9 protein-coding genes are annotated in these 16,621 nt (G+C 34.5%); all 9 read left to right on the forward strand.

Going from position 1 to position 16,621, the window contains the following annotated elements; genetic code table 11:
- The first annotated feature begins 1 nt into the window (after window position 1).
- The gene (cobO, locus tag KH364_RS08030) at window positions 2-544 is read left to right on the forward strand and encodes a cob(I)yrinic acid a,c-diamide adenosyltransferase (protein WP_105098684.1); all 543 of its coding nucleotides are present in this window, start codon (window positions 2-4) and stop codon (window positions 542-544) included.
- Window positions 545-778: 234 nt separating this feature from the next.
- Window positions 779-1,168 (forward strand): class II SORL domain-containing protein, encoded by a 390-nt coding sequence (locus KH364_RS08035; RefSeq protein ID WP_273299270.1) that lies wholly within the window; start codon window positions 779-781, stop codon window positions 1,166-1,168.
- 190 nt (window positions 1,169-1,358) lie between these two features.
- Complete coding sequence (locus KH364_RS08040) at window positions 1,359-2,588, forward strand: aspartate kinase (protein ID WP_009351703.1); 1,230 nt, start codon at window positions 1,359-1,361, stop codon at window positions 2,586-2,588.
- Between the two features lie 7 nt (window positions 2,589-2,595).
- Window positions 2,596-2,913, forward strand: a complete 318-nt coding sequence (locus KH364_RS08045; RefSeq protein WP_009351749.1) for a hypothetical protein — start codon at window positions 2,596-2,598, stop codon at window positions 2,911-2,913.
- Window positions 2,914-3,051: 138 nt separating this feature from the next.
- Entirely contained in the window at window positions 3,052-5,961 is a 2,910-nt protein-coding gene (locus KH364_RS08050; RefSeq protein WP_273299274.1) for an insulinase family protein, read from the forward strand.
- Window positions 5,962-6,040: 79 nt separating this feature from the next.
- Window positions 6,041-7,009 carry a tRNA glutamyl-Q(34) synthetase GluQRS gene (gluQRS, locus tag KH364_RS08055; protein ID WP_273299275.1) on the forward strand — a complete coding sequence of 323 codons (969 nt, stop codon included), beginning with the start codon at window positions 6,041-6,043 and terminating at the stop codon, window positions 7,007-7,009.
- Between the two features lie 138 nt (window positions 7,010-7,147).
- Window positions 7,148-7,522 carry a CoA-binding protein gene (locus KH364_RS08060; RefSeq protein ID WP_273299277.1) on the forward strand — a complete coding sequence of 125 codons (375 nt, stop codon included), beginning with the start codon at window positions 7,148-7,150 and terminating at the stop codon, window positions 7,520-7,522.
- A gap of 9 nt (window positions 7,523-7,531) precedes the next feature.
- Entirely contained in the window at window positions 7,532-7,852 is a 321-nt protein-coding gene (trxA, locus tag KH364_RS08065) for a thioredoxin (RefSeq protein ID WP_009351711.1), read from the forward strand.
- Window positions 7,853-8,225: 373 nt separating this feature from the next.
- Window positions 8,226-16,439 carry an ESPR-type extended signal peptide-containing protein gene (locus KH364_RS08070; protein WP_273299278.1) on the forward strand — a complete coding sequence of 2,738 codons (8,214 nt, stop codon included), beginning with the start codon at window positions 8,226-8,228 and terminating at the stop codon, window positions 16,437-16,439.
- Window positions 16,440-16,621 lie beyond the last annotated feature (182 nt).

The following is a 16,621-nucleotide window of genomic DNA, read 5'->3' on the forward strand; positions in this document are numbered from 1 at the left end:
TATGAGTGAACGAGGCTTAATTTTAGTCAACACAGGTAATGGTAAAGGTAAAACTACGGCCGCTTTAGGTGTTGCATTGCGTGCTGTTGGTCAAGGCTTTAAGGTTCTCATACTACAATTTATAAAAAGTGGTAATGGCTATGGTGAATTAGCAGGTCTCGCTAAATTAGGTGACCAAGTAGAAATACGCTCCATGGGTAAAGGCTTTATTTACTATAAACGTGATGAAGTAGGAGAGGCTGAGCTCGCAAGACACAAAGAGGCGGCTCAAACTGCTTGGCATACTTTGGTAGAGGAGGTTAACTCTGATACATGGGATCTTATCATAATGGATGAAATCAACAATGCCATTAATTACGAGCTTATTGATGTAAATTCTGTAGTAGATATGCTAAAGAATAAGCCAGAACGACTTCATGTAATTTTGACGGGCCGATATGCTAAACCAGAAATTATTGAAATAGCGGATACGGTAACAGAAATGAACGTAGTAAAGCATGCTTATGAGAAGGGCATTAAGGCTGCTAAAGGTATTGAGTTTTAAGTATATGTACTTAAATCTTAAGGATACTGCTAAAGGCATGTGTAGTAGCATGTTTAGTAGTACATTTAGCAACTAATATTTTGTATTTATGAGTTTTAACTATAATTAAATCTAAAAGTTTCGAAAAAGTCCTTGCTAAAACTATATCGAAAATGTATAATATAGTCATAAGCACAGTAGTGCTCAATATTCTTGACATTAAGTATGTATATAACAATAACCAGGAGGTTAACTATGGCTGTACATGATTACATTAAATCCGGCGATTTCGCTACTGAAAAACACGTTCCTGTTATCGAAACAGTTGACACTGTAAAAGCAGGTGAAACTTTCCACGTAACTTTGTCCGTTGGTAAAGATATCGCACATCCTAACACTGTAGAACATCACATTGAATGGATCAAATTGTACTTCGTAGCTGAAGGTACTCAATTGCCATTCGAAGTTGGTGAAATTTCCTTCAACGTACATGGTGATGGCGCAACTGCAAACGAAGGCCCTGTACATGCAATTTCTGAAGGTTCTTTGGCAGTTTCCTTGAACAAATCTGGTAAATTGATTGCTGTATCTTACTGCAATCTTCACGGTTTGTGGGAATCCGAAAAAGAAATTACAGTTGCTTAATTAACTAAAACAACTAATAAAGACCAGCCTTAGGGCTGGTCTTTTTGCATATATCTTAATGTCCGCAGAAAAAGGATTTTTGTATTAGTCCAGTGGAATGGTTGCTGTACATCCCTTTACAGTGCTATTTGTTTGTGGTAAAGTATATTCATATTGATATTTAGTAAACATAGTTAAATGAGGGATTATTGTGGCCTTAATCGTTAAAAAATTTGGTGGTAGTTCCGTAGCTACACCAGAAAAAATATTTAATATTGTTGATCGCGTCCTTCGTGAGAAGCAAGCAGACGATAAAATCGTTATTGTTGTATCCGCAATGGGTGATACAACGGATGACTTGGTAGCATTGGCTAAACAAGTAACATCCAAGCCTTATGGTCGTGAGATGGACCGCTTGTTATCCACTGGTGAACAAGTAACGATTGCATTGATGGCAATGGCTTTTAACGAACGTGGTCAAAAATCTGTATCCTTAACAGGTGACCAAGCAGGCATCACAACTAGTGATAGTTTCAATAAAGGCCGCATTTTGGGTGTTGATCCAAATCGCGTGTTTGAAGCGTTGGATGCAGGCAACATCGTAGTTGTTGCTGGTTTCCAAGGTATTACTGAATATGGTGATATGGTTACATTAGGTCGTGGTGGCTCTGATACAACAGCAGTTGCATTGGCAGGCGCTATGAAGGCAGATGTATGTGAAATCTTCACAGATGTAGACGGCGTATATTCTACAGACCCTCGCGTAGCGAAGGAAGCTTTCAAATTAGAAGAAGTAACATATGGCGAAATGCTCGAAATGGCTCGCCTTGGTGCAGGTGTAATGCAACCACGTGCCGTAGAAATGGGCTTCCGTTATGGCGTGCCTATTCATGTACGTTCTACATTTAATGATAAACCAGGTACTATTATTCGGGAGGATTATACTGTGGAAGCAAATAAACGCGTAATTACTGGCGTAGCTGATGATAAAAATACTGCAAAAGTAGCCCTTGTAGGCGTTGAAAATAAACCAGGTGTGGCAGCAACTGTATTCAAAGCATTGGCTGCGAAAAACGTAGACGTAGATATGATTGTTCAATCTATCCGTTCCGTTGGTGAACCAAAAACTGACCTTATCTTTACAGTAGCTATGGATGACGTAGTTTTGGCGCGCGAAGTATTGGAAGAATTGCAAGAAACGGTTGATATTGAAGCTGTTAATATTGACGAACGCATGGCAAAAGTTTCTATTATCGGTGCTGGTATGCTAGGTCAACCTGGCGTAGCTGCACAAATGTTTGATATTTTGAGCCAAGAAGGTATTAACATCGAAATCATTTCTACTTCTGAAATTAGTATTTCCTGCCTTGTTGCTGAAGACCGTGTAAAAGATGCTGTTCGCGTAATTCACAACGGCTTATTGTTAGACCAAAGAGGTTAATCTATTTATGGATAGTCTACGTAGTTTTATGGATGAAATGCTCAATGACCAAGGTCGTAAGGAAGGTTTCATTAGCGATCTACTAGGAAATCTAAAAAATCAGCCTATTCCAACATTGGAACAAGCTCAAACTGGTTATACTACGGTAAGTAATTTACATGGTATCTTCTACGATTATGATAAAGCAGAGGTTACTATTTCTTACAAGGTAGTACCGGATATGTATGAACCCTATACATTGAGCTTTGTACAGTTTCAAGCTGTACTAGAAGGCTTATTAACCTTGCGCCGCAATCAAAAGTGGCAAATGCAACATACTAAATAATATAAACCCCATAGGCCTATGCCTATGGGGTTTTGTGTTTCGATAATTATTCTTAACATCTATATATAAAGTACTCGATATGGTATAATTAATTGTTAAGAAAGAAATCATTTTATTTATATAGAAAGAAGGGACAGCATGGAAATAAATAAGGTTTATTCTGGCTTTCGCCTTGACCGCATTGAGCGCATTGATGAGATCAATGGTACCGCTTATGAAATGAAGCACGAAAAGTCTGGTGCCCGATTAATTTATATCGATTCACCAGATTCTAATAAAGTATTCAATATTGCTTTTAGAACAACACCTCACAACAGTACTGGTGTAGCGCATATTATGGAGCACTCCGTATTATGTGGTTCTCGCAAGTTTCCTTTGAAAGAGCCTTTTGTAGAGCTCGTAAAAGGTTCTTTGAATACGTTCTTAAACGCTATGACATATCCTGATAAGACGATGTATCCTGTGGCGAGTAAGAACGATAAAGACTTCCGCAACTTAATGGACGTGTATCTTGATGCTGTATTGTATCCTCGCGTACGTGACGATGCAGAAATCGTAATGCAAGAAGGTTGGCATTATGAGTTAGATCATTCCGATGATGAGCTTACCTATAAAGGCGTTGTATTTAATGAGATGAAGGGTGTTTACTCTTCTCCAGACTCTGTATTAGAGCGTCAAATGATGCGCGAACTTTTCCCAGATACTACTTATGGTGTTGATTCTGGTGGGGATCCTGATCATCTTACAGATTTAACATATGAAGAATTCCAAGAGTTCTATCGCGTTCACTATCATCCATCCAATAGTTATATTTTCTTGTATGGGGCTATGAATATTGAAGAACAATTAGCATTTTTGAATGATGAGTACTTAAGTCACTTTGATGCTATTGAGGTTCATACTGAGGTAGGTTTACAAGCTCCATTTACAGAAGGTAAAGTGGTGAGTTATCCGTATAGTGTAGGTTCTGAGGAACCAACAGAGAATCGTACTTTGCATTCCTTTGCCTATGTATTACCTAGTGTGACTCCTGAGCATAGCTTGGCCTTCGAGGTTTTAACACATGCTTTATTAACGTCCCCAGCGGCGCCTTTAAAACAGGCTTTAGTAAAAGCAGGTATCGGCTCTGATGTGAGTGGCTATTATTTAGATAGCATTCGCCAACCTATGTGGACTGTACAAGCAACTGGCTCTAATCTAGATAAACAAGCTGACTTGCAACGCATTGTAGAATCTACATTGCAAGAGCTTTGTGATAAAGGTTTAGATAAAGAATTATTAGAAGCTTCCTTGAATAGCATTGAGTTTGCTCTTCGTGAAAGCGACTTTGGTGGTCGTCCAATCGGTCTTGCCTATGTCATCCGCATGATGGATAACTGGTTATACGATAATGATCCGCTTGAGCTCTTACACTACGAAGAAGCGCTAGTGAATATTCGAAAAGGCTTATCTGGTACGTACTTTGAAGATTTGATTCGTCAATCTATTTTAAATAACAATCACAAAGTACTCGTATCTATCTATCCTGAACGTGGACTTCAAGAGCGCAAAGATGCAGAGGTTAAAGAACATTTAGCTGCTGTAAAAGCGAATATGACAAAAGAGGAGATTGACGTGATTGTAGAACAAACAAAACGCCTTAAAATCCGTCAAGAAACTCCAGATAGTGAAGAAGCATTGGCATCGATTCCATTGCTTGAGTTATCTGATTTAAATCCTAATATTGAAGCTGTAGAACGCCGTGAAAGCAAGATTGGCGATACGAAAGTACACTTTGTGCCAACTTTCACAAAAGGTATTAACTATGTAGGTTTATACTTTAACTTGAGTTGCCTCACAGAAGATGAATTGTTTTACGCGGATATTTTAAGTGATATCCTTGGTCGCATTGATACATCTGAACGCGGCTATGAAGCATTGGCTAAAGATATCAATATGAATCTTGGTGGTTTAAGCTCTGATGTTACAGCAATCAGCAAAGATGGTAAGCGCGATGAATTTACACCACTTATGATTGTACGTGCTAAAGCATTGCATTCTAAATTACCTGATTTGTGTCGCTTGATAAATGAAGTAGTACAAAAAGCAGATTATAGCGATGATCGTCGTTTGACTGAGCTTGTTCAAGAAAGTAAAGCCATTTGGGATAACGAAGCATTCCGTCGCGGTAACTCCATCGTAAGCCAACGCGTTATGGCACAAGTATCTGCGGTTGGTAAATTTAGAGACAATGGGAACTTTGGTTACTATCAGAAGATTAGCGAATTAGCTTCTAACCCCGCAGCATTACCATTACTGCCAGAAAAATTAGCCGACGTAGCTCGTAAGATTTTCCGTGCTAACAACGTAGATATTATGTTTGTTGGTGAAGAAGGCGAATTAGAGGCTTTTGAAAACCTAATGAAACCATTAGTTGAAACTTGGGATACTACTGAGTTAAGCAATAATGTATTACAAATTACTCGACTTTCCGGTAATGACGGTATCGTTACAGCTGGTAAGGTGCAATACGTAGCACAAGGTGGTAACTTTGTCGATCATGGGTTTAAGCATGTTGGTCCTATGAGTGTACTAGAAACGATTTTGCGGTATGAGTACCTTTGGATTCGAATTCGTGTTCAAGGTGGTGCTTACGGTGCCTTTGCTAATTTCTATGACGATGGTAATATGATTTTCTGTAGCTATCGCGATCCAAATTTGGTAGAAACATTGAATGTGTACAAAGAGTTACCTCAGTACCTTCGTGAGTTTACCTTAACTGACCGTGAAATGCGTAAATATATTATTGGTACGATGAGCTCCTTAGACTTGCCTATGACTCCAGCGTTGCGTGGTCCACGTGCAATGGGCATGTACTTTAGCGGTGCTAAACTAGAGGATAAGGTAGAGTTCCGTAAACAAGTTATCGCTTGTAAGCCAGAGGATATTGTTGCTTTAGCAGATGTGGTTGAACCTGTATTAAAGGATAATTATATTTGTACAATGGGTAACGAACAAAAAATTAAAGACGCTGGTGATGTATTTGATAATATCATTTCTTTAGGCTAATTATTTAATATAATATAGTGGCATATTCTGTTTGATTGTACAGAATATGCCACTTGTTTTGTAATGTAGGAGGGCTAATATGAAAGGCCGGTTTGCACCAAGCCCAACAGGATATATCCATCTTGGCAATGTGTGGATTGCTTTATTATCATATATTTCTACGCGACAACAAAAGGGAACTTATGTAGTTCGAATGGAGGATATAGATCTTCAACGTTCTAAACGGGAATTAGGGGACGCACTCTTAGATGATTTAGAGTGGCTTGGCTTTGAATGGGATGAAGGTCCGCGTATTGGCGGACCAGAATCAACATATTGGCAAAGTGAACGACAAGAATACTATGCTAATATATTAGAAAGTCTTGCATTAGAAAAACTAATTTATCCATGCTTTTGTAATCGTGCTAGATTACAGTCTATTGCTTCAGCCCCTCATGTGGGAGAGGTAGTTCATCGATATGATGGACATTGTCGCCATATAGATGAGGAAAAGGTGAAAACGTTTTCTGCTGAAAAGGATCCTTCGTTGCGCTTATCCATAGATTCTTGTGATATAGAATTTACAGATCGCTGGCAAGGTGTTCAACATATTCATTTAGAAGGTGAGCTAGATGATTATGTATTACGTCGTGGTGATGGTATGTATGCCTATAATTTAGCCGTTGTTCTAGACGATATTGCAATGGGAATCACGGAGGTCATTCGTGGAGATGATTTGCTAGATACTACAGGACAGCAAATATATTTATATAAAACATTACAACAGTGTTTACACTCTAAACATATAAAAGTACCATCGTATGGTCATGCACCGCTCTTAATTGATTCTGAAGGGCATAGATTGTCTAAACGACAGAAGAGTATTACTATTCGGGAATTGCGTGATAATCAATGGTCTGCTAATAGAATCGTCGGTGAATTAGCTATCGTAGGCGGGTTAGTTAATGCTAATACATTAAATAATCGGGAAATAAGTATTTCTGAATTAATTAAGATTGATTTAAATTTACCTAGTCTTAGTCAGAAAACGATTGAGATAAAAATATAGATAAAGAGCATAAAACGGCTATTGCTTTATCTTATAGGATGTTTGCTAAAAGAGAATAATTCTTTGGTTATAAAATTCGATATATTATATTGACAATATTCGATATTCCTATATAATAGTATATAAGAGGTGGTCAAAATGACAATTCAACAAGCTTTAGATCAAAAAGTGTGGGCCGTTATTGGAGCCACTCATAAAACCGAAAAGTTCGGCTATAAGATTTATAAACGTCTTAAAGATCACGGATATGAAGTATATCCAGTTAATCCTAATATTGCAGAAATAGATGGAGACAAATGTTACTCTAGTCTTTCTGCACTTCCTGTTGTACCAGCTGTGGTAGATTTTGTTGTACCAGAAGCAGCGGGTTTGGCTGCATTAGATGAATGTAAAGAACTTGGCATTTCTACTGTGTGGTTGCAACCAGGAGCGGATAAACCATCTGTTGTTGAAAAAGCACATGCTTTAAACCTGCATGTCATTCAAGATTGTGTATTAGTTCAATTACCGTAGGAGGGTACAATGAGCGAATTAAAAGAATTAAAAACTGCTGAATATCAAGATTTAGTAAATCAAGGTGGCGTTACTGTTATTGATTTCTGGGCTCCATGGTGCGGTTATTGCGTACGTATGATGCCAATCATCGAAGAAATCGCAGGTGAGCTTGAAGGTAAAGCTAACTTTGTAAAAGTAAATGCTGATGAAGAACCAGAATTAGCACGTAATATGCAAGTAGAAGTATTGCCTACATTCGTTATCTTGAAAGATGGCGAAGTTGTAGATCGTAAAATTGGTTTCTTGCCAAAAGGCGACCTTCAAGGTGCTATCGAATCTAAATTCTAATATTATAGATAAAACTATATAGAGTAAAAAAGACCTCATCAATGTATAAGTGATACATTGATGAGGTCTTTTTCATGTTTTGAATACTTAGGAATAAAATGAAAACTATAAAAGTAAATTTAGTTTAAAATTTAAAATTTCATTTTATACGATGCTCTTAACTCAAACCCCTAGTATTTATATGTGTTTCTATTGATTTTACGATGAATAAAAAATGAAGCATAAGTTTAACTTATTAAATTTTTTATGGAAGTTTAAAATATTATATGGTAATATTATGTTAAATATTGTGAATATTTAGTGAAAAGAGTGCAATATTTGATTTATTTCTTCATTGTGGGGTGAGAGCCACAAATGTTGGGAGGGAACTTATATGAATAAGGTATTCAAAGTTGTTTGGAGTGCAACTAAGCACGCTTACGTAGTAACGTCTGAGTTGGCTAAGTCACATCAAAAATCCGCTACTACAATCGTAGCAGCGGTTATTTTGGCGGCTAGCTTTTCTGGAGGTGTTGCTAATGCATCCAGCCCTGAGGATTGGGCTAGAGCTGATCTTATTGGTAGCCAAAGATGGATAACACCTGAGCAAAATGCTTGGGGTCATAACCAATATCAACATCCAATTGATCCACAAGCGCAAAGTCAGCAACAACAGCAACAACAACAGCAACAGCAACAACAACAGCAACAACAACAGCAGCAACAACAGCAGCAACAGCAGCAGCAATGGCAACAACAAGTGCCACAACAACAACAGCAGCAACAAAGACGTCCACGTCCACAAGTGCCGCAACAACAGCAACAACAGCAGCAGCAACAACAACAGCAACAACAATGGCAACAACAAGTGCCACAACAACAGCAACAACAAGAACCTAAAAAAGGTGGTTCTAACGGAGTTACTATTGTTAATAACTACAATACATATGTAACTACTGATGTTGAAAATGTTAAGAAAAACACAGCTAACATTAATATTCTTAACCAAAAAGTAGAAAATAATACTACTAATATTACGAATATTAACAAGCAAGTTGGTAATGTTAAAACTGACATTACAGGCATTAAAAATGATATTACTAATATCAATGCTAAAGTTAATCAAAATAGTAAAGATATTGAAGGCCTAAAAGGTAAAGTTGGTACTCAAATTACTAATATTCGACAAGATATTACGAATATTAACAATAATATCGATGCTAGATTTACTGAAATCAACAACAACATCGATACAAAAATCAATAAACAAGTTACTAACATCACGAACAATGTTGTTAATAATGTAAACACTAATATCGATGCAAGTGTTAAAAAACACATCGAAGCTAATAATACTAATATTATTAACCAAGTAAATCAAAACATTAATACTGAAATTAAAAATAATAACACTACAATTTTAAATCAAGTTAATAAGACTATTGAAAATAACAATACAACTATTATCAATAATGTTAACAAAGATGTAGATGTTAAAATTGCTGATATTAAAACAAATATCAACAATGTGAAAACTGAGTTAAATAACAATATTACTAATGTTAAAACTGAGTTGAACAATAACATTAACAACGTTGAGATTAAAGTTAACGACAACAAACAAGCTATCAATAATTTAACTGTTAACGTTAACAATAATAGCAAAGCTATTACTGATTTGACTGCTAAAGTTGAAGAAAACACTAACAACATTACTTTCAACAATACTATTGCGATGGAAAACCGCAAAGGTATCATTGATAACAAAAAAGCTATCGGTGAAAATAAAAAAGCCATCGAAGACTTGAAAGGTAAAGTTGGTACAACGATTACTAACATCAACACAACAATTGACAATAAAATTACTGAAAATAACACAAAAATTATTAATCAAGTCAATAATGATGTAGATGCTAAGATCAATGTAGTAAAAACAGACATTACAAAAATTACTAATAATGTAAATAATGTAAGTGCAAAAGTTGATGCTAATACTACTAACATCACTAATAACACTACAAATATCAACAAAAATGCGACTGCAATCACTGAATTAAATACTAAAGTTGATAAAAATTATACTGACTTGATGAAGCGATTCGACTATCACAATGAAGCGTTAAGCAATCATGAAGGTCGCATCCAGGCGCTTGAACAAGATAACAAAACTATCAAAACTGATGTATCCAACACTCAAAACCAAGTTAATATCAACACTAAAGATATTGCTGATTTAAAAGGTAAAGTTGGTCAAAACATCGGCAATGTTCAAGTAGATATTAAAGATATTAAAAACAATATTACTAATATCAATAGCAAAGTGGACGCAAATGTAACTGCAATTAATAACGTTAATGTAAAGGTTAACGGTGTTAAAGGTGACTTAGATGGTCTTAAAGGTCGTGTAGATCGCCATGATCAACGTTTAGACTACTTACAAGATAATATTACTGACAACTCTACACGTATTTCCGTTGTTGAGGATAATGTGAAAACTAATACTACAAACATTGTAGATAATAGTAAACGCATCGATGCTAACTCTGCTCGTATTTCCAACAATGAAAAAGCGATTAATGATTTGAAAGGACATGTTGGTACACAAATTACAAATGTTGAAACTACAATCAACAATAAAATTGAAGCTAACAATACTACAATCATCAATAAAGTAGATAAAAATATTGATGCGAAGATTACTGAAAATAATAAAGTAATCAACAATAATATCAACAACATAAACGTTAAAGTTGATGGTATTAAAGGTGACTTGGATGGTCTTACTAAACGTGTAGATAAAGCGGAAAAAGATATCAATGTAGCTGGTACAATTGCTATTGAAAACCGCAAATTCATTGGTGACAACAAAAAAGCTATCGATGAATTAAAAGGTCATGTTGGCACACAAATCACAAATATCGAAAATACAATTACCAATAAAATCAACGCAAATAATACAGTAATTAACAAAAATATCGAGAATAAGATTGAAGCTAACAATACTACAATTCTTAACAAAGTAGATAATAATATCGATGTTAAGATTAATTCCAATAACATCAAAATTGATCAAAAGATTGATGGTGTTAAAGGTAACTTAAAAGATCTTGAAGCTCAAGTTAAGAAAAACACACAAGACATCAATGTAGCTGGTACAATTGCTATTGAAAACCGTAAATTCATCGGCGACAATAAAAAAGCTATTGATGAATTAAAAGGTCATGTTGGCAATCAAATCACAAATATCGAAAATACAATTACTAATAAAATCAACGAAAACAATACAGTAATTAATAAAACTATCGATAATAAGATTGAAGCTAACAATACTACTATTATCAATAAAGTAGATAACAATATTGATGCTAAGATCAATGCTAACAACACAACAATCATTAACAAAGTTGATAAAAACATTGATGTGAAAATCAACGAAAATAACACACAAATTAACAATACAATCAACAAAAAAATTGGTGATGTGAATGTTAAGATTGATGGTGTTAAAGGTGATTTGGATGGCCTTAAAGGTCGTGTAGACCGTCATGATGAACGTTTAGACTACTTACAAGGTAATATTGTAGATAATTCTACACGTATTACTGTAGTAGAAGATGGTGTTAAAGCTAATGCTAAAGATATCAATGTAGTTGGCAATATTGCTTTGGAAAATCGTCAATTCATCGGCAATAACAAAGCTGCTATTGATAAAAATACAAAAGCTATTGATGCATTAAAAGGTCAAGTTGGCACTACAATTAAAAATATCGAAACTACAATTAATAACAAGATTACTGAAAACAATGTAACTATTAATAAAAATATCGATACTAAGATTGAGGCTAACAACACTGTTATCAACCAAAACATTGATAATAAAATTAACAGCAACAATACAACAATCATTAATAAAGTAGATCAAAATATTGATGCAAAAATCAATGCTAATAACACAACAATCATTAACAAAGTTGATAAAAACATCGATGTAAAAATCAATGAAAACAACAAACAAATCAACAACACAATCAATACAAAGATTGGTGATGTAAATGTTAAGATTGATGGCGTTAAGGGTGACTTGAAAGGTCTTAAGGGTGATTTAGATGGCCTTAAAGGTCGTGTAGATCGTCATGATGAACGTTTAGATTACTTACAAGGTAACATTGTTGATCATTCCACACGTATCTCCGCAGTAGAAGATGGTGTGAAAGCTAATGCAAAAGATATTAATGTAGTCGGTACAATTGCAATGGAAAACCGTCAATTCATTGGCGATAATAAAGTTGCTATTGCAAACAACACTAAAAATATCAATATCAATGCTAAAGCTATCGATGAGTTAAAAGGTCAAGTAGGTCAATCCTCTACAGTTATCAACGATATTAAGAAACAAATTACTAATATCAACGGTAAAGTAGAAAACAACACTACAAATATTGCTAATAACACAACTAATATTGCTAAAAATACTACAGCAATTAACAACGTAAACGTTAAAGTTGATGCTAATACAAAGGCTATCGTAGATAATAGCAAACGTATCGATGCAACTAATGTGAAAGTAGATACTAACACTACAAACATTGCTAACAATACAACTGCGATTAACAACGTAAACGTTAAAGTTGATGCTAATGCAAAGGCTATCGTAGATAATAGCAAACGTATTGATGCAACTAATGTGAAAGTAGATGCTAACACTACTAACATTGCTAACAATGCTACTGCAATCAACAATGTAAACGTTAAAGTTGACGGTGTTAAGGGTGACTTGAAAGACCTTACTGCTAAAGTTGAACAAAACACTAAAGACATCAACGTAGCAGGTACAATTGCAATTGAAAACCGTAAATTCATTGGCGATAACAAAGCTGCTATTGCAAATAACAAAGCTGCAATTGCAAATAACACTACAAATATCAATGTTAATGCAAAAGCTATTGATGAATTAAAAGGTCAAGTAGGTAAATCTTCTACAGTAATCAACGATATTAAAAACCAAATTACTAATATCAATGGTAAAGTAGAAAATAACACTACTAACATTGCTAACAATGCTACAAATATTCAAGCTAATGTAGTAGCAATTGCTGACAATAGCAAACGCATCACTGAAAACACTACAAACATCGCAAACAACACTACAAACATTGCTAATAACACTACAGCTATTAACAATGTAAATGTAAAAGTTGTCGGTATTAAAGGTGATTTGGATGGTCTTACTAAACGTGTTGATCAAAATGAAAAAGATATCAATGTAGCTGGTACAATTGCTATCGAAAACCGTAAATTCATTGGCGATAACAAAAAAGCTATTGATGAATTAAAAGGTCAAGTTGGTAAAACAGTTCAAAATATCGAAACTACTATTAATAACAAAATTACTGAAAACAATGTAGTTATTAATAAAAATATCGATACTAAGATTGAAGCTAACAACACTGTAATTAACCAAAACATTGCAAATGCAATCAACGAAAATAACACAACAATTATTAACAAAGTTGATAAATCTGTAGATGTTAAGATCGCTGAAAACAACAAAGCGATTAACAATACAATCAACAATGTAAATGTTAGAGTTGACGGTATTAAAGGTGATTTGAATGGTCTTACTAAACGTGTTGACCAAAATGAAAAAGATATTAATGTAGCTGGTACAATTGCTATCGAAAACCGTAAATTCATTGGTGATAACAAAGCTGCTATCGACAAGAATACAAAAGCTATCGAAGCATTGAACGGCAAAGTTGGTACTACTATCACTAACATCGAATCTACTATCAATAACAAGATTGAAGCTAACAATACTACAATTCTTAACAAAGTAGATCAAAATATCGATGCTAAGATTACTGCTAATAACACAACAATCATTAACAAAGTTGATAAAAACATCGATGTAAAAATCAATGAAAACAACAAACAAATCAACAATACAATCAATACTAAGATTGGTGATGTAAATGTTAAGATTGATGGCGTTAAAGGTGATTTGGATGGCCTTAAAGGTCGTGTAGATCGTCATGATGAACGTTTAGACTACTTACAAGGTAATATTGTAGATAACTCTACACGTATCAGTGCTAATGAAGATGCTATTAAAGCATTAAAAGGCCAAGTTGGTACAACAGTTACTAATGTTGAAAACACAATCAATGCTAAGTTTGAAGCTAACAACACAGTAATTAGAAACGATATCAGCACTGCAATTAATAATAACAACACTATTATTAATAAAAATATTGCAAATGCTATTAGCGAAAACAACACAACAATCATTAACAAAGTTGACCAAAATATTGATGCTAAGATTGCTAATAACAACACAGAAATCAATAAAACTATCAACAGTAAAGTTAATGAAGTAAATGTTAAAGTTGATGCTAACACAAAAGCAATCGTTGATAATAGTAAAGCTATTACTGACATTAAAGCTAATGTGACAAACATCAGCAATAAAGTAGATGTTAACACTGCAGATATCAAAGCTATCCGCACAGATGTAACTAACAACACTACTAATATTGCTAATAACACTGCAGCTATTGCTAATGTAAGTAAACAAGTTACAAATAATACAACTAACATTTCTAATAATGCAACAGCTATTGCAAACATTAGTAAGCAAGTTGCTGGTAACACTGCTAACATTACTGATGTAACTGCTAAAGTAAATGCTAATACTGGTCGTATTGAATCTAATACAACTACTATTAACAACTTAAGCGGTAAAGTTGATGCTAATGCTCAAGCTATTGAGTCCTTAAAAGGTCAAGTTGGTAAAGGTAATACTACAATCGTTAATGTAGCTCAAAAAGTAGAAAATATCACTCAAAACATTAACGCTCAAAACAGCAACATCCAAGCTAATACTGTAAACATTCAAAATAACACTTCCAATATTAATAACATTAAAGCTAATGTTGTTAACGTTGAAAAGAATGTAAACAATATTAAAGCTGATGTGACAGTAGTTAAAGCTGATATCACAAACATCAATGCTAAAGTTGATCAAAAAATCAATATTGTAAATAACAATATCAACAATATTAGTGCTAAAGTTGATAAACAACTTAATATTGTAAACAACAATATTACTAATGTTCAAAATGATGTTAAGAATATTGATGCAAAAGTTACAAACATTGATAATAAAGTGACTAACATCGATAACAAAGTAACTAATATTGACAACAAAGTGACTGATATTGATGTAAGAGTAAATAATCAAAATACTGTAATCAACAATATCAAAACTGATGTATCTGGCTTGAAAGACCAAGTTGGCAAAAACACTGAAGCAATCAAAAACTTACAAAACGTAGGTGCTGATGTAAGCAAAGTGAAAGAACAAGTTAATGCTAATACTCAAAAAGCAAATGCTAACGAAGAACGCATTAAAACTGTTCAAAGCCAAGTTTCTGTTAATACTGAAGCAATCAAACATAACACTGAAAACATCAATATTAACAAAGCAGCGATCAAGCAAAATGCTGAAGCAATTCAAAATACTAATGTAACTGTAGAAAAAGTAATCAACAAAGTTGATGAACATAGTAAAGTTATTAACAATGTATCTAAACAAGTTAATACTAATACAACTAATATTGCTAATATTAATAATGTTGTTAACCAAAATACAACTAATATTACAAATGTAACTAACCAAGTTAATGCAAATACAAGCAATATTAGCAAAGTATCTAGCCAAGTTAATACAAATACTACAAACATCAACACTCTCAATGCTAAAGTAGATACTAATGTTTCAAATATCACTAAGGTAGATAACCGTGTAACTGCAGTAGCTAACCAAGTTAATGAAAATGCACAATTAACTAAAGCTGTTGGTACTCTAGCACTAGAAAATCATGAAAAAGTTAGTGTATTAGGTTTACAGGTAAACAAAAATACAGAAGACATTTCTAACAATGCAGCAGCAATTGCAAATGTAAATACTAAAGTTGATGAAAACGTTAAATTGACTAAAGCAGTAGGTACATTGGCATTAGAAAACAATGAAAAAGTTAATGTATTAGGCTTACAAGTAAACAAAAATACTCAAGACATCGGTACTTTAGCAGAGGCTGCAAACTACAGCTTGAAAGCTTCTAATATAGCTCTTCAAGACCATGCAACTCTTGTTCAACACGATGCTCAAATCGCAGAAAACTCTCGCCGTATTAGCAGTGTAGAACGCGATGTGAAAGCAGTTGGTGCTAATGCAGCCGCATTGGCAGCATTGAAACCTATCGAATACCACGAAGGTCAAAAAGCTCAAATTATGGCAGCTGTTGGTACTTACAAAGGTAAAACATCTACTGCATTGGGTGTAGCTCATTATGCAAATCCTGATTTGTTAATCCATGCTGGCGCAGCTTATGGTGGTGACCATAGTGTAATGGCAAATGCTGGTGTAACAATCGGTATTGGTAATGCTCCTACAGCTCCTAAAGCATCCCCAGCAACTGTAAAAGTTCTTGAGGATAAAGTGGCTGATTTACAAGCTCAAAATAAAGAAATCCGTGATCTTCTTGATAAAGTGCTTGCACAACAACCACAACAAGCTCCACAAGCAGCTGTAAAAACAACTAAATAATTAGCCTCCCAATTGATAGATTAATTCTTTGATCTATCGTAGGTATAGAAACCGCGTAACAGCAATGTTACGCGGTTTTCTTTTTGTACGCCGAATAGGCATGACTAAACCCCCAGTTAAACTGGGGGTCGGTAAAAATTCTTAGAGAAAAGGAAAGAACCTCCTAGTGATAGAATGAAGTT

The organism is Veillonella sp. oral taxon 158, from assembly GCF_018376515.1.
GTDB classification, from domain to species: domain Bacteria; phylum Bacillota; class Negativicutes; order Veillonellales; family Veillonellaceae; genus Veillonella; species Veillonella rogosae.